This is a genomic window from Paraglaciecola hydrolytica, assembly GCF_001565895.1.
GTDB classification, from domain to species: Bacteria; Pseudomonadota; Gammaproteobacteria; order Enterobacterales; family Alteromonadaceae; genus Paraglaciecola; species Paraglaciecola hydrolytica.
This window is the reverse complement of the sequence record NZ_LSNE01000002.1, coordinates 210,513-230,705: the sequence shown is the minus strand read 5'-3', so window position 1 is coordinate 230,705 and position 20,193 is coordinate 210,513. Positions and strand designations below refer to the sequence as shown.

General features: G+C 40.0%; 16 protein-coding genes. 10 read left to right on the top strand and 6 right to left on the bottom strand.

Annotated features, from left to right (window positions below; all coding sequences use genetic code 11):
- Positions 1-49: 49 nt before the first annotated feature.
- On the bottom strand, positions 50-1,228 hold the full coding sequence (locus tag AX660_RS01825; RefSeq protein WP_068371627.1) for an FAD-dependent oxidoreductase: 1,179 nt from the start codon (positions 1,226-1,228) through the stop codon (positions 50-52).
- Positions 1,229-1,558: 330 nt separating this feature from the next.
- Here AX660_RS01825 and AX660_RS01820 point away from each other — a divergent pair, with 330 nt between their 5' ends.
- Positions 1,559-3,214, top strand: coding sequence for a response regulator (locus AX660_RS01820; RefSeq protein ID WP_082768695.1), 1,656 nt, complete (start codon positions 1,559-1,561; stop codon positions 3,212-3,214).
- Positions 3,211-3,495, top strand: coding sequence for a hypothetical protein (locus AX660_RS01815; RefSeq protein ID WP_068371624.1), 285 nt, complete (start codon positions 3,211-3,213; stop codon positions 3,493-3,495). The genes AX660_RS01820 and AX660_RS01815 overlap by 4 nt, the downstream gene beginning before the upstream one ends.
- A gap of 23 nt (positions 3,496-3,518) precedes the next feature.
- On the opposite strand, the gene AX660_RS01810 is transcribed toward AX660_RS01815, so the two are convergent.
- Positions 3,519-4,442: a DMT family transporter gene (locus tag AX660_RS01810; protein WP_068371623.1), complete on the bottom strand. Its 924-nt coding sequence runs from the start codon at positions 4,440-4,442 to the stop codon at positions 3,519-3,521.
- 253 nt (positions 4,443-4,695) lie between these two features.
- On the opposite strand from AX660_RS01810, the gene AX660_RS01805 reads away from it, so the two are divergent.
- The gene (locus AX660_RS01805; protein ID WP_068371622.1) at positions 4,696-5,718 is read left to right on the top strand and encodes an ATP-dependent 6-phosphofructokinase; all 1,023 of its coding nucleotides are present in this window, start codon (positions 4,696-4,698) and stop codon (positions 5,716-5,718) included.
- Here AX660_RS01805 and AX660_RS01800 read toward each other — a convergent pair.
- The 4 genes from AX660_RS01800 to AX660_RS01785 form a co-directional block, all read right to left on the bottom strand.
- Entirely contained in the window at positions 5,708-6,526 is an 819-nt protein-coding gene (locus AX660_RS01800) for a LytR/AlgR family response regulator transcription factor (RefSeq protein ID WP_068371618.1), read from the bottom strand. The genes AX660_RS01805 and AX660_RS01800 overlap by 11 nt on opposite strands.
- The gene (locus tag AX660_RS01795; protein WP_068371615.1) at positions 6,516-7,601 is read right to left on the bottom strand and encodes a sensor histidine kinase; all 1,086 of its coding nucleotides are present in this window, start codon (positions 7,599-7,601) and stop codon (positions 6,516-6,518) included. Before AX660_RS01795 ends, AX660_RS01800 begins: the two co-directional genes overlap by 11 nt.
- 176 nt (positions 7,602-7,777) lie before the next feature.
- On the bottom strand, positions 7,778-8,239 hold the full coding sequence (locus AX660_RS01790) for an Mpo1 family 2-hydroxy fatty acid dioxygenase (protein ID WP_068371612.1): 462 nt from the start codon (positions 8,237-8,239) through the stop codon (positions 7,778-7,780).
- 90 nt (positions 8,240-8,329) lie between these two features.
- Positions 8,330-9,013 carry a PilZ domain-containing protein gene (locus tag AX660_RS01785; protein WP_068371610.1) on the bottom strand — a complete coding sequence of 228 codons (684 nt, stop codon included), beginning with the start codon at positions 9,011-9,013 and terminating at the stop codon, positions 8,330-8,332.
- A gap of 158 nt (positions 9,014-9,171) precedes the next feature.
- On the opposite strand from AX660_RS01785, the gene AX660_RS01780 reads away from it, so the two are divergent.
- From AX660_RS01780 to AX660_RS01750, 7 genes are all read left to right on the top strand, one after another.
- Positions 9,172-10,977 (top strand): M61 family metallopeptidase, encoded by a 1,806-nt coding sequence (locus AX660_RS01780; protein WP_068371608.1) that lies wholly within the window; start codon positions 9,172-9,174, stop codon positions 10,975-10,977.
- Between the two features lie 421 nt (positions 10,978-11,398).
- A complete protein-coding gene (locus AX660_RS01775) occupies positions 11,399-14,461 on the top strand; it encodes a TonB-dependent receptor (protein ID WP_068371606.1) in 3,063 nt (1,020 codons plus the stop codon).
- A 173-nt stretch (positions 14,462-14,634) separates the two neighbouring features.
- Positions 14,635-15,372 carry a SapC family protein gene (locus AX660_RS01770; RefSeq protein WP_068371605.1) on the top strand — a complete coding sequence of 246 codons (738 nt, stop codon included), beginning with the start codon at positions 14,635-14,637 and terminating at the stop codon, positions 15,370-15,372.
- Positions 15,373-15,407: 35 nt separating this feature from the next.
- A complete protein-coding gene (locus AX660_RS01765; protein WP_068371598.1) occupies positions 15,408-16,442 on the top strand; it encodes a cupin-like domain-containing protein in 1,035 nt (344 codons plus the stop codon).
- A 44-nt stretch (positions 16,443-16,486) separates the two neighbouring features.
- Complete coding sequence (locus AX660_RS01760) at positions 16,487-17,974, top strand: tryptophan halogenase family protein (RefSeq protein WP_201027394.1); 1,488 nt, start codon at positions 16,487-16,489, stop codon at positions 17,972-17,974.
- 8 nt (positions 17,975-17,982) lie between these two features.
- Entirely contained in the window at positions 17,983-18,678 is a 696-nt protein-coding gene (locus tag AX660_RS01755) for a DUF6445 family protein (protein ID WP_068371595.1), read from the top strand.
- 495 nt (positions 18,679-19,173) lie between these two features.
- A partial coding sequence (locus tag AX660_RS01750; RefSeq protein WP_407669331.1) for a sodium:solute symporter family transporter occupies positions 19,174-20,193 on the top strand: 1,020 nt, incomplete at its 3' end.

Genomic DNA, 20,193 nt, shown 5'->3' with positions numbered 1-20,193 from the left:
TAATGTTTAACCTTCTATTTGTTTAATGTCATTGTTAGTTTCACCTACGCTACTTAATACCAACAGCATATTGCAAAGCTCGTGTTTTAAGAAAACCAGCATGGTTGGCCAATTTAAGTCCTACATTACGTAACAATCTTAGTGGCGCAATATTATTGCCAAAACCCGCATATAAAATATCCATGGCACTCATCATCAGCAAATTATCGCGACGCCTGAGTTTTTCATAATCCATTAACCACATACTGTCATTATTGGCCACTGAACCAATAGGCTGAAACCTATGTTGATTATTAGCAAAAACCTCTAATAAAACCTGTACATCTTTAAAACCCAAATTAACTCCCTGCCCAGCCAGAGGATTAATACTATGGGCCGCATCACCAAGTAATACAATATTGCCTTTACAATACTGATTAGCGTGCATTCTCGTCAGTGGGAAGTTAGCCCACTGTAACACGTCAAAATCGACAAGTTCATTTGGGAAATAGCGAATAATCTCTTGTTTTAATTGATGTTTTGTTAGTTTTTTTAATCTATCAATCTGCTGCGAATGGTTGTACCAGACTAACGAGGCATAACGATCAAACAAGGGTAAAAAGGCCAGCGGCCCCTGCGGGGTAAATTGTTGCCACGTAATATCTTGTTGAGGTGCCTTGGTTTCGATAGTAATCCCCAGTGCTTGCTGACTGTATTGCCAACCTTGCACACCAATATTAGCCGCTTGGCGTACCACAGAATTAAGGCCATCAGCACCAATCAATACTCGCGCACAAATATTCTCGCCACTCTGCAGCGTAATGCTGACATGGCCTTGCTGCTCAATTTTTTGGATGTTTTGTGCAAAGACACAGCGTAGATTACTGTACTTTGAAAAAGCTTGATGTAAGGCCAGTTGAATAACGCGGTTTTCAACAATATGCCCAAGATGACTTTGCTTAATAGCGGCACTATCAAAATCAGTACGAAAGCCTTTATTTTCCCACACAGACAAACGTTTATAGGTACAGCTGCGCATGTCCTTAATATCTTGCCAAACCTCTAGACTCTGAAAAAATTGTTCAGTGTTTAAATTAAGTGCAGAAACTCTCAGATCAGGTTTTTGCTCTCGAGCGAAGGCCTGGGGTTGCTGATGTTCTATCAGCGTCACCGATAAACCAAGCCTCGCCAGACCTAGGGCACAGGCAGAGCCCACCATGCCACCACCGACTATGCAAACATCAATCAAATGTAATACTCACTAGATTTTTTAACAGTCTACCCAGCGAAACGTAATGATACAAATCGCTTTGCCTTGGTTCGTAAAAAACCTTCAAATAATTATCTATATCCCCCATCTTTGATCTGCGCGATAGGTGGTTGCACTCATTCTCCGAGATTTGTAAATAGCTTAGTACTTTGTGATCTAAGCTCATGGGATCTCATTCATTTGCCGTCGCCGTGCAATTCTAATGTTGTTGGATATGTTAATCATTTAAACACGCCTTGATTACCATGACATTAACTGGCTTAATTTGTACTACTTGCCCAACAGCGATACACGGAAACACCCCCTCCAGTGAATAAAATTGACTTTTCTAAGCAACGTATTCTCATTGTTGATGATCAAAAGCCCTTTTTGGCTTTACTAAAAAGTGTACTGAACAGTGCTGGCGCCCAAGCCAATTCTATTGTCACTGCAAAAAGTTGTGAAGTCGCATTAGCCAGCTGTCGCAAAGAGAAATTTGATTTTATTATTTGCGATTTACACTTAGGGTCTAATAGAAAAAATGGTTTCGAATTTTTAGAAGAGCTCAGAGAAACATCATTATTAAAGCCGACCACGGTATTTGTGCTGGTGAGTGCAGATTCTCAGCGCCCTACCGTGTTAGGCAGCTTAGAAAAACAGCCCGACGAGTATGTTGTTAAACCATTTTCACAAGCACAATTAATTTTACGTTTAGAAAAAGCCCATGCACGTAAACTGGCTTTAGCCCCCATATATAAACACATTTATGCTAAAGACTTCCCTATGGCGATCGAAGTCTGCAAGCAGGTTATTCAAGCCGATAATCGCTATAAAGAGTTAGTGGGCCGTTTATTGGCCGAATTATACTGGACAACCACTCAGTTCACCGAAGCTCAAAAATGGTTAAACAGCTACAGTGAAGATCACAAACGGACCTGGTTAGGCGTTTCAAAAGCGCAAACCGAGATGTTACTGAAAAATTATGAGATAGCCATTGAGCTCGCTAACCATGCTTTGCGAAAAAATAATCTATTAATAGAAGCTCATGACATTATTGCACAGAGCTGGTTTGAACTGGGGAAGATTGCCGAGGCAGAAATTGCCATTGATACCGCGCTCAGACTGTCGCCTTTTTCCATCGAACGACTGTTTAAAGCTTGTACTTATGCACGTAAAAATGAAAATTATGAAAAAATCATCGGTTTAACGCAAAATATTTGGGAATGTTCAAAAAAATCGGTATACCGCAACCTGAGTTACTTATGCGCCCATGTCAGAAGCTATTTGGAAGTCGCTCAGCACACCAGTGATAACAAAGTCAAAGGTCGTTTTCAACAGGAGGCTTTGTACGCCCTACAACGTTATCGCCATAACGAGAATGTTTATATTCAGGATGAATTTGATTTCGATATATTTGAAGAACTCATAAAAGCGCGTATTCATAGTCAAAATGGCAAATTATTTCAATCCAAACAAGCCATGACACAAGCACAGAATAGTGTTGCCGCAAAATTCTCTGATTTCCCCCTACCCTTAGCACCAGACGGAATTACCGCTCTGCTTGATTTGGGCGAATTTGAAGATGCTCAGCTCATAACGGAAGCACTGCTTGCCAGCGGTAAATTATCTGACTGTAATACCCTAGCGTTATTGGCTGATGCCACAGGCAGAAATAATCTGCAACAGGAACATTTTTTTAAATACAATCAACAAGGTATTAACTTCTATTCTGAAGGAAAATTTGCCGCGGCTTTTAGCGCATTCAGTGAGGCGCAAAAATCAGCACCGGTTAATATTGGCATCATCTTAAACCTATTACAGTGCAGCTTACGTTTATTGCAAAAAACCGCTAAACACGATCCAGCCTTAGTGAATTCGAGTAAAAAAACATACCGTCTATTACAAAACATGACTATGCTCGATAAACATCGGCAAAAATTCAACCTGCTGGCCTTAGAACTCGAAAAAATAATGGATATAAGATGAACAGTATCACTAAAGTCTTAATGTCGTTTTTATTGGCTGGTCTGAATGCCTGTGCATCTAAGGACAATCCCTGCGAAGAAATACTCGAAGTAAAACGTCAGGTTCAGCAATGTGAACAATGGCGTAAAGTCATGAATAATAACAACTATCCACAACAAGCCATGACGGCTAAAAAGCGTTATGAGCAAGAGTGCCAAGATTTACGTTATTATCGCGATGACTACGATACGATTTGTAAGGGTAACGAAACCCCAATTGGCAAAAGTAAAACTGAACACTAAATTTTTACTATGTTACAGCTTAACTAAATCTTTGGCTTTGACGCACGCCCCATGGAAGTCAAAGCAGAGCCAGTAATAACAATGCCCGCACCAATATAAGCCCAAATATCCAAATCACTGGCTTTTACTTGCTCTGGAAAAAAATGTACGGCAATAACCATACTGATGAAGGTAAAGAGCGGGGATAATGCAATAACCGCACTGACTTTAGACGCTTGCCAAACATGCATAGCTTCAGTAAACGCCCCATAAGCCACTATGGTATTAATACAACAAAACAGCAAAGCAGCAAGTTGTAAGGTATTCATTGCCCATAACTGACTCAAGTGTGCAAAAGGCAATAACATCAATGCGCCAATAATGTAGATCAACAACGTTAATTGTTTAGCAGTCAAAACCCGTAGCAGTGGTTTTTGCATTAAGGCATATGCGGCCCACGTTGTGGCGGCAAAAATAACAATCAAAACACCAATCGTGAAATGATTTAACGACAAAAATAAATCAGCCAACCTGTCATTAAAAAACAACAACAAACCAGAAAAGATCAGAGCAGCGCCCATAATTTCGATCTTTTTTAAACGCTCACCAAAAAAGATCACTCCACCTAACATCAGTAGAAATGGCGCAACTTGCATTACAACCTGAGTGGTTTCTGGGGCTAAATACTCTAAACCTTTAACATTAGCCACATAATTCAAAACCAAAAACAAGGTCGCAACAACTAATAACATGCCTTTTTTCAGACCCAACGACTTTAAACGTGGTACCGATTTTTTACGCATTAAAACGATAAAAACAAATAAACCTGCAACAACAAAACGATAAAGAGTAATAGTCACAGCATCCATCGCTTCCAGACATATCTTGATAAATATCGGTAAGATCCCCCACAACACAGCAGTGGTTAACGACAAACCAAAACCATACCAATGCCTGATTGGATCCATGTAATCTTTACCTTTAAATAGTATTAAATTAATTCAACGCCAATTGCTTTGGCACATTTATCATACAATATAGTTATATCCTTCCATAGTGATAAGTGGCACTTATCATTCTGAAACGGCATTAGCTGGTAGCGTGAGTGAAAAATATTGCGAGAATAAAAAAGAGGTCACCAACAAGTACAAATGATCTTGTTTACTCGGATGTTGCATTCTACTCTACTGTAGACAAAAACGAAGTTTATATGAGTGAATTATGCGAAAAATTGCTGTATTAACCTCGGGTGGCGATGCGCCCGGAATGAATGCCTGCATCCGTGCAATTGTATTAACCGCTGAACATTTTGGCGTTCAGATTATAGGCTATAAACATGGCTACAATGGTTTACTTGATCAAGAATATTTGCCCTTAAAAGCCCGTAATGTCGCTAATATCATTCAACGCGGCGGCACTATATTACGCAGTGCCCGTTGCTCAAGCTTCAAAACCGAAGAGTCAGCAAAACTAGCCGCTAAAAATCTTAATGCCTTAGGCATTGAAGCCCTATTGATCATAGGTGGAGACGGTTCGTTTCGCGGTGCTTGTCATTTAGCTAAACATTGGCAAGGTCAGGTAATTGGCCTTCCTGGTACCATAGATAATGATATTTACGGTACCGATGCCACCATTGGCTACCACACCGCCATAGAAACCGCTTTAGATTCAATTGATAAAGTGAGGGATACTGCGGATGCTTTTGAGCGCATATTTTTAGTCGAAGTTATGGGTAGGCACGCCGGTTTTATAGGTCTTAGTGCGGCATTAGCTTCGGCCTCTGATCAGGTATTAGTACCCGAACTTTGCACTGATTTAAACACTGAAGTTGATAATATTGTTAGTCATCTACAAGCAGCGATGAATAAACGTGGAAACTGCAGCTACATCATAGTTACTGCTGAAAATTTATGGCCAGGTGGTGTTACTAATCTAGCGCAAACCTTACATGAAAAAACCAAACTTGAGTGTCGTCCAGTCATACTCGGGCATGTGCAACGTGGCGGTTCACCGGTCAGTCAGGACCGTTTACTTGCCACTAAAATGGGCGCTTATGCAGTAGAACAGGCTATCGCCGGCAAGACCAATATCATGGTTGCAGAACAAAATAATCAACTACTGTGTTTACCTATCGAAACCAGTTGGCAACAACGCAAAACACTTGATCCCTATCTGGTTAAAATCCAGCAGGAATTTTTTGACATCACCAAACAAGCTGAACATGTTGTTAATGTTAAAGGTTGATCATTTCCTTGACGCGATCACGATGACTACGACTGACTTTTAATTCGCTGCCATTGCTTAATATCAAGTGATATTCGCCACTGATATGGCTTACCAACTTTTGCACAAAACTGATATTTACAATTGCTGAGCGGTGTACTCGCACAAATTTACGAGGGTCGAGTTGTTGATCGAGCTCTTTCATCGTGCGGCGCATAATGTGAGTCTGATCAGAGGTATGTACACACATATAATCACCGGCGGCATCTACCCAATGGATATCACTGACCGGTACTCTAGTGACTTCGGAACCATCTTTTATTGCCAGAATATCAGGGTAATGTGGTGATTGTATTTTTTCACCTGCAGCGAGTTTGCGTAGTATATCTTCACAGTCATCACCGGTAAAATCAGCGACTAGGCGGATAAGTTTGTGGGTATTATCACCCTCATTTTTCATCGCCAGATACTGTTCTACTTTAGCCACCGCAGCCCGTAGACGCTGTTCATCCACTGGTTTGAGTACGTAATCAAGTGCATGAATATCAAAGGCTTTTATGGCATAACTGTCAAATGCCGTCACAAAAATGATGATCGGGATTGGCTGCTTAAGTTCTTTCAGTTTATTAATCACCTGAAAACCATTTAAACCTGGCATTTGAATATCCAGAAAAACCAAATCAGGACGTAATTGGGGAATTAGCGCTACCGCATCAAGACCATTTTTACACTCACCCAGCAAATTAATATTGTCAAATTCCGCTAAACGTAAACTCAAACCTTTACGAGCCAGAGGCTCGTCATCCACAATAAGTGTATTAATTTTCATGGCTCATCTCAGCTAATTCATGAGGTATACGAATATTTACTTTTATACCATTTGGCTTATTTTGAGCAATAACAAAGGAAAAATTATCTGCATATAATGACTGGAGCCTTTCACGAATATTGGTTAAACCTACACCATTAGTTCTAAATAACTCGCCTTCAGACATGTCGGTAAGTGGACCATTATCAGCAACCTCCAACATTAAATCGTCACCAAAAGTACGTGCCGCAATACTGATTTGGCCTCCTTCTTGTAACCTAGAAATAGCATACTTGATCGAGTTTTCGATAAGAGGTTGTAAAATTAAACTAGGAACCAAAGCATCTTGCGCTTTTTGCTGGATGTCCCACGTAACTTGTAATCTGTCTTCAAAACGCACTTTTTCAATTTCAAGATAAAGTTCCAGCGCTTGAATTTCTTGTTTGAGAGGCACTCGTTTAATCGGATCTTTATCCAGTGAGTAACGTAAAAAATCACTTAACCGCGAGACCATGGCACCAGCGGTTTTGTTTTCCTTCATCAGGATTAAAGTAGAAATAGCATTAAGGGTATTAAATAAAAAATGCGGATTAAGTTGATAACGTAGCATCTTGATATGGGCTTGATGCGCCATAGAAGAAGCTTTAAGGACATTTTGTTTTTCTTTGAGCAGCATTTGATAGTTTTTAATACCAAAATAAGCCCCTGTCCAACATCCCATTACAATCAAAGCATCAACGGTATTGTAAAAATACATATACCATTCTTCTGGTTGGTAACCTTTTTTATAGATAGTCCAGTTGTTAAAGTTTTTAACCACCGCCCAAGCCAGTGCTATCACATACATACTACTGACCACAATCAACAGCATTTTAAGTGGACTCAGGCTCATCGCCCAGCGATAAAGGTATCTTAAAGGGATCGTCAGCAACCAACCGGCATAGGCATTTAGTATAATAATAAATAGCCAAATACTGCGCATTTCAGCAAGAAAAGAACCAATGTAATAAACTATTGCGAAACCGCACCAGCCCGCAGTTTGCAAAGTCCAGAATAGGCGCTCACGACTATCAACCCACTTTTCCCACTGATACACAATTAACCTTAGATTGATTTGAATTTGCAGAAATTATACAAAAAACAGACCTTAGATACTTATCCTTGGTCTGATGATAGAGGTGGTTGGTCGCAATATATACCCAAACAACCTGAAGATACGAGTTTCAGCGTTTCTGAAATTCCAATGATAAGAGTTAGTAAGGTAGGTAATACTTAATAATTGATGTTTAGGCGTTTTAACCAGTGTCCCCACCACCAAGCAGGGCCAATTAGCAAAAATTGAATATCCTTTAAAAAACTCGGTTTTTTGCCTTCAACATGATGGCCCACAAACTGCAAAATCCACATAACCACAAAAAGCGCCACACAAACCTGCCAAACGGGAATCGATAAACCTTCCAGTAATTTAATTCCAAAAAATGACACTATGGACAGTAAAGTCATTGCCGCTCCAATTGGGCCCGACAATTTAAAGTAATAATACAGTACTGGAATAACCAATACGTGGGCCCAAGTTAAATCAAAATAATCGAGAAAATTAGGAGTGGGAAGTGACCATAACAAACCTAAAGTCACAAAATAAATGGCAGGAACCGCTATAGCATGGATGATGATATTGGTTTTGTTTTTATGGCTCTCACCGTATTCATTAAGTAAAAATTCAATCTGACGCATGTTATTTCCTTTTTTATTATTAACCTTAATTTAACAACTAGGGATTCATGCAGCAATAAAAAAGAAACTAATCTATCAATTAAACTGATTCTAACTCGTTACTAACATCATTTTTTGCAACAACAGCCCAACTTCTTCCTCGGTGTTTTGAAACTTAATGCCAAAATACACCGTGACTTCATCAAATTTGGAATTCATGACACTCCCTTTGAGTAATAAATTATTACCTGCCGCATCTTTAAATTTCATAATGACGTTTTGTTTTAATAACGGACGGGATTCACTGGATTTATCAATACTGATACGGCAGCCTTTCAAGGAAATATCACGCACCAGACACTGGCAAATATCCTTTTTTTTATCTGCATCAATTAAGGTTACAGCGGCTCGTGTCTGAGCTCGAGGCTCTGCACGCAAATCATGGCTTTGAATAGACAGTGGAAATGAGGTAAAAATCAAATGACTGGGTTTGGTTAATATCAGGGTTATTTTAACTTTGAAGGCAATGATTTCGCCGGTTTCATCTTCCAGTATGTAACGGATAACCAAATTTTGATCTGTAAAAATAGAATCTCTTAAGCTGCCCCACTTACTTTCATCCGGAAAACGGATGATCATACAGCGAGTACCATCCATACCAACAAACTCAGTTCTAACTCGTTTAATCATATTCGCCGAGGATACTTGCAAATCAATTGCCGTACCTGGACGCATTAAACGAATTTTACGAAAGTCTTCATTAGTTAAACCTACGGTATCCTGCACAATTGCCATGTCGAGAATCTTCCTAATTGAACTTTAATAGTTAAGTTTATACCTTACTATGGTAATTAAACTTGGGAAAAACAACAACATAAGTATAACTATCGACTTGCAGTAAGTGCTAATAAGATTGATCATAACCATAATGTGTAAATTTTAAGTGTCGATCTATGCCAACTCCCAATTTCCCTATCCGCTATGACGTTACCCTAAGCTCAATTTCAGGGCATTTATTTAATGTTACATTACATATAATGTCACCCGAACCACAGGGCCAAGTCCTCCGTTTACCTGCGTGGATCCCCGGCAGTTATATGATCAGAGATTTTGCCAAACATATCATCACCCTGACAGCTAAAAATGAAGATGGCAAAAGTCTTAAACTCAGCAAATCTGACAAACAAACTTGGTTAGTAGAACCAACTGAAGGATGTATTATCGTGGAGTATCAACTCTACGCTTACGATCTATCTGTCAGAGGGGCCTATATTAATGATCAGTATGGATTTTTTAATGGCTCAAACCTGTTTTTAGAAGTTGAAGGACAGGCAAACAGTCCGTGTTTGTTGAACATAAAACATGCCTCCCATCTTTTTAATAACTTTGCCGTGGTCACCAGCATGCCGCTTGTTACCCTTCAAAGTAATCAAGATGAAACACGCTATCATGCAGAAAATTACGCAGAGCTGATTGATCATCCTTTTTTAATGGGAGATTTTGATACTGTACGGTTTAAAATTGGCACTATCGATTGTGAATTAGTATTTGCCGGTGGTCATCAAAGTGATATGCAGCGTATTGCTAATGATTTGTCAGTGGTATGCCAACAACATTTGCAATTGTTTGGCAGCCCCGCGCCGATTGAACGTTATATCTTTATTACCTTGCTTACCGACTCAGCCTTTGGAGGGCTAGAACACAGAGCGTCTACCGCTTTGATGTATGCCCGTCATGAACTACCCGACGTAGCCGAACATAGCCAACCTAGCGAAGGCTATCGGAATTTTTTAAGTTTGTGCAGTCATGAGTTTTTCCACACTTGGCATGTCAAACGTATCAGACCTGTTGAACTGGTAAGCGGCACACTAGCAACTGAAAGTTACACCGAACAATTGTGGATCTATGAAGGATTTACCAGCTATTACGATGATTTGTTGTTGCAACGCAGCAAGTTGATTTCACTACAAGACTATTTACTTGTAGTAGGACAAAACCTGACACGCTTGCAACGAAATAGCGGAAGATTAAAACAAAGTGTAACTGAGTCGAGTTTTGATGCGTGGACCAAGTTTTATAAACAAGATGAAGGTGCCATTAATAATATTGTCAGTTATTACAATAAAGGCGCTATTGTGGCCTTATGTTTAGACTTAGCCATTAGATTGGTATCAAACCAACGTTATTCTCTCGACGATGTAATGCAGTGCCTTTGGCAGGAGTTTGGCAAGACAGCTCGCCCTACTCCTAAAACAGTTATCCACGATATCTTAAGTGAACATCTACAATTGGATCTCAGTGATTATTTCGACTTAGACGCAGCTATTTACACGACAGATGAACTGCCTGTCGAAGCCCTTTTGAAGGCTTTTGGTGTACAAGTCAATTACAGAGCCAGAGTAGACATCAATGACAAAGGCGGTAATCCCGCCGACAAAGTAATTAAAAATGATTTTGGTGCCCAGTTTAAACCTAGCACTACTGGTATCGAAGTCACTCAAGTAAATCAAAACTCTGCAGCCTTTGAGGCCAACCTGATGGCAGGCGATCAACTTATTGCTATTGATACATGGCAAGTGAGTGCACAAAATGCTTACCGTTTACTGAATCAATTAGATGATGGGCAACTCACTACATTGTACGTCTTGCGGGATAAACGCCTGTTGCAATTACCATTTAAGGTTCGAATAGCCCCCTTAGACACCATTTATTTAACCACAGACTCAGTGTCAAAAACGTCAAACTGGCTAGCAAATTAAGCCCTGTTATACCCAAACTATCTTTTCAATGGGCTGAATCTTACAGTAACAGGGTGAAGCCCACTCAACTGAAAACGTTTTTATTTACGTTTTTTTCTTTTTATTAACATATTTTTATTAACTGATTGTTTAATACATTTTGTTTAGCTACATTGACATTGTATCACCCTCCAAAAAACACTTTAAAACTAAGCATTTATTGGCATTGACGAATAAAAATTAACAGTTTGAAATTTTATATAAAATAACAAAAAACGTTAATCCAATGTTAATAAAAGCAGCAACAAATTATTGACACTCCCTTAACATAGCCTTATCTTATGAAAACGTTTGCAGTACATTGTTCGCTGGATTTTCAATGCGTTTTGTAAACGTTACATTTTTTGATTCTATAAACAGGAACACAAAAGGCCAGAACACTATGAATTCATATAATAAATTTAATAAAACGCTACTCGCTAAAAGTATTACCTTAATGTTGGGGGCATCTGTGATGTCACCATTGATGGCTCAAGAAGCGGCACCTGCCACAGACGACACTGAAATCATTCAGGTTCGTGGTATACGCGGCAGCTTACAAGCTTCAACGTCTATCAAACGCGAATCTATGGGTGTTGTTGATGCAATATCTGCAGAAGATATAGGTAAATTCCCTGATACTAACCTTGCTGAATCACTTCAACGTATTACAGGTGTATCAATAAGCCGTAGTAACGGTGAAGGTTCACAAGTAACGGTGCGTGGTTTTGGTGCCGGCAATAACATGGTGACCTTAAACGGACGTACCATGCCAGCAGCATCAACCTTTAATGGTGATGGCGGCGGTTCTCGCGCATTTGATTTTGCTAACCTAGCGTCTGAAAGTGTACGCGCGGTTGAAGTTTATAAAACTGGTAAAGCAGCAATTACAACAGGTGGCATAGGTGCAACAATTAACATCATTACTGGCAAACCGCTAAGTAGTGAAGGTTTTGTTGCCAGCGTTGGTGCAAAAGCAGCAATGGATACCACTAATCGTGCAGGTGACGATGTCACACCTGAAGTATCAGGCATTTTCAGTTTTACTAATGATGATTCAACTTGGGGTGTATCTTTATCTGCAAGTCATCAAGAGCGTGACTCAGGTACTGTTGGCGCCACTGTTAACGATTGGAATATTCGCGTTTGGGATAGTATTAACAACCCTGGTCGCCACTGGAATAACGCCGATACTGTGGTAATAAATGCGCCGGACGAAGGTCAGTTATATGCTCGTTTCAACGATTTGCGTTATGAATTTACTGATACTCAGCGTACTCGTGATAACGCACAATTAACCCTGCAATTTGCTCCTACTGATAATTTCACTGGTACCGTAGATTACACTTTTGCGGAAAACCACATCCAAGAACATTTAGGTCAAACAGGTAACTGGATGCAAGCAGGTTCCAGACTTCAAGAAATTGAATTTGATAACCAAACTATCGCAACACCTATTTATGCTCGTGAAATTTATCCAAGTGGAATTGACGAAGGTCATGAGCAACAAGACCGTGACCAAACCAACACTCTAACGTCACTAGGTATTAACTTAGCCTATCAAGTTAACGACGCCTTTAGCTTACGCTTAGACGTACATGATTCAGAAATGCACAGCCGTGGTACCGGCCCTTACGGTACAGGATCTGTACGTATGGGACTTGGTAATCCAACTGTTGTTGAAAGAGAATGGTGGTTTGGTGGTGAATTCCCAACTTACTTAAACGTTTATGATGATACCAAAGGTGGTAACACTGGTTTTGAATCTAATGGTAACGGTATAGTTGAAAGTGGTGACATTAGTTCATCCATGTTTAACTTACGTCAAGCTGATCAAAAATCATCTATTACTCAAATTAAAGTTGATGGGACATATGAATTTGACGATGGTAAGTTTGATTTTGGTCTTGAAACCCGTGATATGGAATCTCACTCACTTAACTATGCTGCAAACAACGTTGCCTTAGGTAACTGGAATGCGGGATATCCAGGTGAGTTTGGCGATATCGTTCAACCTTTTGATATTCAGGGTGAATTTGATGACTGGAACCCTCGTGCAGGCGGTTATGGTTTTAATGCAAGTGCAGTAGAAATGTATGAAGCAGCACAAAAAATTGGTCGTTATAGCGGTTTTTTACCAGCAGCTATGAGCCAAACAGCTGATAACCTAGTAAACGAAAAAACCACAGCAGCTTATTTCCAATTTACCCTTAACGGTGAAGTTGGCAACATGCCTTTTAATGTTTTGGCTGGTTTGCGTTATGAAGCTACTGATGTATTTTCAAGTTCATTAGCTGCTGCTTACAAAGGTGTGTGGGAAGATAACAACGATGTTGCTATTCGTGTAGATAGCAGTAAGCCTTCTGCTCTAGCATCTGCTGATGCAAGCTATGATAACTTGTTACCGAGCTTAGATTTAACTCTTAAAGTTACCGATGATATAGTCAGCCGTTTTTCTTTTAGTAAAACAATTGCACGTGCTGGTTTAGGCAGTTTAGGTGTGTCTGCTTCTGGTTTTGGTGCTGGCGGTGGTTCAACCTTGTTAGGTGCAGTGCCTACAGCTTCGGCTTCAAACCCAGGTTTGTTGCCTTTAGAATCAACTAACTTTGATTTATCTGTTGAGTGGTATTACAACCCTTACAGTTATGTTTCTGCGGGCATATTCGAGAAAAACGTTTATAACTTTATTGGTTCCGAACAAGTAAACCGTAAAATTTTGGGTATTCGTGATGTTACCGGTGGTCCTCGTGCACAAGCTGCAGCTGCTGCGTTACAAGCCGCTGGATATGCACTCAACGATGATAACTTACACGGCATGATGGTTTACACTGAATTTGCTAAAGGTCATCCAGATTGGATTGCGCAATTTGGTAACGTTGAATATACAGCCACTGATGCACAAAACTTCTACCTAGCCAACAGAGGCGGCGGTTTATGGGATATTGAGTCTCGTGATGAAGATCCAGAGATCACTTTTAGAACCAATACGCCAAATAACGGTAAAGAAGCTAAAATTTACGGTGCAGAATTTGCCGTACAACACTTCTTTGGTGAAACAGGCTTTGGTGTACAAGCCAACTACACTATCGTTCGTGGTGATATAGGTTTTGATAACGAAGGCAGTACTACAGTGTCACAATTTGCTTTAGTTGGTTTAAGTGATACCGCAAACTTAATCGGTATGTACGAAAAAGACGGCCTACAAGCTCGGATATCCTACAACTGGCGCGGTGAGTATTTGAATGAAACAAGCCGTGGTGGTTCAGCTAACCCGCGTTATATTGAAGCTTATTCACAAATTGATGTTAACGTCAGTTACGATGTGACTGAAGACTTAACTGTTTCATTTGAAGGTATCAACGTAACAGGTGAAAACAGCCGCTCTCATGGTCGTAACTACGACATGATGTGGGACATGTATGACTTAGGTGCTCGTTACCAAGTTGGTGCACGTTACAAATTCTAATAGCGATGTTAGTTAGTACCAAAAAGTGTTAATTAAAAGCCGCTGATCTCAGCGGCTTTTGTTTATTTTCCATTCTAATTACCACCTGTTTATGGTTAAATAATTGTTACTCTTTCAATGAGTTAATATAGATTATGTAATTTTTACAACAGCAATATTACGGTATCCCCTTTATGACTAAACATGTTTTGCTCAATAATATTCATCATCAAAATATCCGCGTGATCACTCAGTTTGCTGATAGCTACGGCGACGATGTTGCAAGTGTTATGGTATATCCAACGGAATTTTTAGAATTACAAAAAGAGTACCCCATATTGTTTCGTCAAGATCCAGCCAATGGAAATTTTTTTGCAACGACATTATTAGGTTTGCAACAAAACGAAAATTTATTTTTAGATCCCACTACTGAATCTGGTTGGGCGGCCCGGTATATTCCGGCCAATATCGCTCGTGGTCCATTTTTAATTGGTTTTCAACGTCAGCAAAATGATAATGAACAACAAACAGCCGTTATCCATATTGATGTTGACCACCCTAGAGTAAACGAGGAACAAGGCCAAGCCTTGTTTTTAGAACAAGGTGGCAATAGCCCGTATTTAGAATACATTTCAAAAGTATTGAATATTGCTCATCAAGGTATGACCGTAAATGACCTGATGTTTACCGCTTTTAAGCAATTTGAATTGATAGAGCCGGTGAAGATTGAAATTGATTTAGATAATGGTCAAAAGCATCGTTTAACCGGTAACTTTACGATTAACGAGAGCAAACTTCAGGCCTTAACTGCAGATCAATTAATGCAGTTGAATAAAGCTGGCTTTTTACAACTCGCGTTTGCTGTCGTTTTTTCAATGACCAATATAAGAAAATTAATTGAACTCAAAAATCGGCAAGAACATAAACAATAAAACGGCGCAATAAACTAGCACTGAATGAATAAACGATGAGCAATATAAAAACCCTAACAAAGGTCATAGAAAATTGCCCCGCGGGGCAGATCCCAGCAGAGATATTTGTCTCTCCCGAGCCTATTATTCTGAAAGGGATAGTGAGTGATTGGAAGTTAGTTAAATTAGGTTTGCAATCCCCTCAAGCTAGTATCGACTATTTGAAACAGCATTATAATGGCAGGCCATCATTTGGCTATTTTGGTTCTTCCTCACTAAAAGGACGTTTTTTTTATGATGAGCACGTTACTCGATTAAATTACGAAAACAAACAAATCCGTATTGACGAGTTTTTAGATCTCATTTTAGCCACAATTGATGATCCCCTACCCCCATCGCTTTATATCGCCTCTAACCTTATTGATAGTCATTTTCCACAGCTCAGAGCTGACAATGACATTGTTATTCCAAGGCCAGATAGCACGACTCCAGTTGAGTCTATTCGTGCTGGTATCTGGATAGGTAATCGCACGACGGCCTGCTGCCATTATGATATGTCTGATAATTTAGCCTGTTGTGTGGTGGGTAAAAGACGCTTTACCTTATTTCCACCCGAGCAAATTGCTAATTTATACCCTGGCCCTTTGGATATTACCCCTGGTGGCCAAGCTCTGAGTATGGTGGATTTTGCTGAACCAGATTTAAATCTTTATCCAAATTTCCCTGAGGCTCTTGCTCATGGGCAGATTGCTGAACTAGAAGCCGGCGATGCCCTGTATTTGCCTAGTATGTGGTGGCATCAAGTTGAAGGTTTGAGCCCTTTTAACATACTCATCAATTATTGGTGGAGTGAAGCCCCTCAATACACAGGTACAGCCATGAACGTGTTGTATCACGCTATGTTGAGTTTACGGGATAAGCCAGAACATGAAAAACAAGCGTGGCGGCATGTTTTTGATTATTACATTTTTGGTGATGGCCAGCAGGCCGCGCAGCATCTGCCAGAACATGCCCAAGGTCATTTAGGAAAATTAGACCCAATGAAAGCCAGAACTTTGCGCGCCATGTTATTAAATAAGCTCAATCGCTGAGCAGGCACCAAGTGATAGTAAGCTAAGTTAACTAAGTGAGAACTATTTTGCAGAACAATGAAGTAAAGAAAGTCGTCATTGCAGGTGGAGGCACCGCGGGTTGGGTAGCGGCGGCCGCTTTGTCTAAAAAACTTGGACAGTTTGTAGAGGTAATATTAGTCGAATCTGACCAAATCGGTACGGTTGGAGTTGGCGAAGCCACTATTCCCCCCATGAAAGTATTCCATTCATTGTTGGGTATTGATGAACAAGAATTTATGGCTGCAACTGAGGCCACGTTTAAGTTAGGAATTTCATTTAAAAATTGGGGCCAAATTGGCGATCATTATATTCATCCCTTTGGTACTACCGGCCAAAGTAGCTTTTTAGCCGATTTTCAACACTTTTGGTTACATGGCAAAAGCAAAGGCATAAACGCCGAATTTGGCGAATATAGCTTTGAAATTCAAGCCGCTAAAGCAGGGAAATTCGCTACCTCTAAAAACAGTAGTATTAATTATGCCTATCATTTAGATGCCACTCGTTATGCTCAATACTTACGTCAGTTTAGTGAAAAACTCGGTACTAAACGTATTGAAGGCAAGATCCAACTGGTTCAGCAACATGCTAATGGTGATATTAAAGCCTTACAGTTAGAGTCAGGACAAGTCATTGATGCTGATTTATTTATCGATTGCACAGGCTTTGCAGGTTTGTTAATTGATAAAACGCTAAAAACTGAATATGAAGACTGGTCACACTGGCTGCCGTGTAACAGCGCTATCGCGATACAAACCGAATCGGTAGGCGCCGCAGCGCCCTATGTGACTTGTACTGCTCATCATGCTGGTTGGCAGTGGCATATTCCCTTGCAGCACCGCGTGGGTAATGGCAATGTTTTTTGCGATAAATTTATGTCTGACGTTGAGGCAAAAAAACATCTGTTAGACAACGTACAAGGCGCAGTATTAACCGAGCCCAGAGTAATCAAATATAAGACTGGACGACGTAAGGTCTTTTGGAACCGCAACTGTGTTGCTTTAGGACTTTCTAGTGGTTTTGTTGAACCTTTAGAATCAACCAGTATTTATATGTTTATGAATGGTATTGTGCGTTTGATGAAGATATTTCCATTTAATGGTGTAACAAAATCCTCCATTGATGAATACAACCAACAATCCATTGCTGAACTAGAAAACGTACGCGACTTTATTATATTGCACTACCATGCCACATCCCGCGAAGACAGTGAGTTCTGGCGTTATTGTAAAAATATGCAGGTACCGGATTCATTATCCCATCGCATGGAACTGTTTAGAGAAAATGCCCTCGCTTTTCAAGGCGAAAGAGAGCTATTCAGACTCGAGTCTTGGACTCACGTCATGTTAGGTCAAGGTATTATGCCTAAACACTACCATTCCATATTTAAAACCATGACTGACCAAGAGTTAATGGGCCACTTAAGCAATACCCGTAATACAATTAATACTGCGGTGGCTAAACTCCCTAGCCATCAGGATTTTGTTAATCATTATTGCAAGGCCCCGCGCTGAGAACTGAAATGCACTTATCCTTACACAACAATATGGCTATCAGTGTTCATCAGCTTGGTGCAGAGCAAGCGCCATTATTGGTAATTGATAACTTTTTACAAAACCCAGAATTATTACTAGATCACGCTAGCCAGCAGTCTTTTGAATATAACTCTCCTTTTTATCCAGGGCCAAGAGCGCTTGCGCCAAAAGAATTTCAATTACTCTTGATGAGTACCTTGCAGCTACATGCGCCTTCTATCTTCGCATTAACAGGCAATAAACTGAGCTTAGCCTTGTGCCACTATTCATTAGTTACAACTCCTGCTAAGCAACTCAAGCTACTCCAACGCATTCCCCATTTTGACTCCGTTGAGCAAAATGCCCTAGCCTCAGTTTTTTATCTCTTTAAACAAGATTTTGGCGGTACTTCATTTTATCGGCATAAAAAAACGGGCTTTGAATATATAGATGCTTCACGCCAACTCACTTATTATAAGTCACTGGAAAGCGAAAATGATGGTGATAACATCCCGCAAGAAGGCTATATCAATGGTAATACCCCCTTATTTGAACGTATTAATGAACAAAAAGGGATATTCAATCGGTTGATAGTTTATCGTCGTAATTCACTACATTCAGGCTCCATCCCCACTGATTTTAATTTCAGTGACGATCCGCAAAAAGGCAGACTTACGATCAGTAGTTTTATTGACTGCCTTTAAGGGTATTCAAAAAACTGGCTTAGGCACAGTAAGTGTAATCGTTTGCACTAATGAAATATGCGTTTGATATTCACCCTTGCCAATACAATGTTACTAGCCTTTATAAAATATCCTCTGCAGCACTACATCGATGTAGCTAAACGCAGAATAAAAAATTTTTAATAACCTTAATTAAATCTCAATAACAAAGGCTTAGCAAGACGACTATTGTTCATTCCTTTTATAAAGATCTAACCAGACATTAGAGCATATTGGTTTAGCCCCTTGCCTGCCCACATCAAAAAAGCACATTTATTTAACAAATTTAACAAAGTTATCTTGAAAACGTTTTCATTCTAATTTATGTTGTTAACTGTAGTTCAGGCAAAGCCTTGTTCGAAAGAAACTAATTCAAAAGTTTATTGAAACACAAAGTGGCTTGTTAATTAATTGTTGTATTTCAATGCGATATATCTATATGTTGCGCAACACAACAAAGTAAACTGGGATCCCCGAATGAAAATAGCCTTACTTGACCTTATCATTATCGCTGCTTACCTCGCAGCCATTATTGGTATTGGTTTTTATCTTAAAAAACGTGCCGCACAAAGTATGGATGATTACTTTGTTGGTGGTAAAAAGCTCCCTTGGTATTTACTGGGGCTATCCAATGCCTCAGGCATGTTCGATATTTCCGGAACCATGTGGTTAGTTACTCTGTGTTTTGTGTACGGCATGAAAAGCATCTGGATCCCTTGGTTGTGGCCGGTATTTAATCAAATTTTCCTCGCCGTTTATTTATCCATGTGGTTACGCCGCTCTAATGTACTGACCGGTGCTGAGTGGATACGCAGTCGTTTTGGCGACGGTCAAAGTGGCAAGTTATCCCACATGATTGTTATTGCCTTTGCGGTCATCGGCGCACTGGGTTTTCTAGCCTATGGTTTTGTTGGCATAGGCAAGTTTATTGAAATTTTCATCCCTTGGGAAAATGTTTCCCCCTATGTACCTTTCGACGTTGCCGACGCCTACGTTCCGCATTTTTATGGCATAGTATTTACCGCCATCGCTACCATCTACGTGATATTAGGCGGCATGATGAGCATAGTGTGGGCTGACGTGTTGCAGTTTTCGATTATGACCTTCTCTGCCCTATTTATCGGCATCGTAGCCATGATGCAAGTGTCACCAGAAGCACTCAATGCTGCAGTACCAGCAGGTTGGATGGATCCCTTCTTTGGATGGAACTTAGATATAAACTGGCAAGGTATTTTTGCGGAAGTAAACGAAAAAATCCTCTCTGATGGTTTCTCACTGTTTAGCATATTTGTGATGATGACCTTGTTTAACGGCATTTTCAAAAGTGCCGCAGGCCCCATGCCTAACTATGATATGCAAAAAATATTGGCCACTAAATCACCTCGTGAAGGTGCTTTAATGAGCGGTTTTGTTTCTGTGATTTTAATGCCTATTCGTTATTTTATGATTGCCGGTTTTACCGTATTGGCCGTGGTGTATTACGACAAACTAGACTTG